We start from the raw sequence: 644 nt of genomic DNA, 5'->3' as shown, positions 1-644 counted from the left end.
AAGACTCGCAAGCTCCGGGTGATCGAGGTCTCGCCCGATGCATCGCCGGATACCGTATTCCGTGGCTTCTTCAAGCGTATGAATACGAATCAGTCGGGCAATGTCGGTGCTCTGGAAGAGAAGACGGTTTCGTTCTCGCTTTCGGTTCCCGACGGTGATTTGGTGTTTGCCCCGTTCCGTTGGTACTTCGGTGCCAACTCGAAGCTGAACCGCGCTGTGCGTGACGTCATCACTGCCTGGCAGGATAAGACGCCTATCAAGGTGAAGTATCTGCAGGATGGTGTCAATGGCTCTCTGCATGATGCCATCGTGACGGAAGCCACTCTGGCCAACGCCCTTGAAGGCCAGAATGAATTCCGTTTCAACTTCCGCGCCACTGGTGCCCCTACGGCAATCACTGGCTAATAGTTCATCAACCCTGACAGGAGACCAAGCATGTCAGACAATACCGAGAGCAAGTCCGAAGTTATCCAAGGCCGTAATGATATCCGCGCCAAGATTTTTGGCGCCAAGCCCAAGACTGACGAATTCGTCTTCTTCGGTGCAAAGGTGGAGCTGCGCCAGCCTGATCTGGGTACCATCCTGGAGCAGCGCCAGCAGTCGCAGGAGACGCAGACCTTTACCATGCTGCTGAACTTTACCTT

Annotated in this window: 2 protein-coding genes; both read left to right on the top strand. The window is 54.7% G+C overall.

Translation table 11 applies throughout. The features are described from left to right. The coding region (locus VJI93_RS08360) for a hypothetical protein (protein WP_324009255.1) at positions 1–405 on the top strand (405 nt) is incomplete at its 5' end. 30 nt (positions 406–435) lie between these two features. Further along, the coding region (locus VJI93_RS08355) for a hypothetical protein (RefSeq protein WP_324009254.1) at positions 436–644 on the top strand (209 nt) is incomplete at its 3' end.

Origin of the sequence: Parvimonas sp. M20 (assembly GCF_035282425.1) — a bacterium.
Taxonomy (GTDB): Bacteria; Bacillota; Clostridia; order Tissierellales; family Peptoniphilaceae; genus Parvimonas.
The sequence above is the reverse complement of the archived record's forward strand: the minus strand, read 5'-3'. Positions and strand labels throughout refer to the sequence as shown.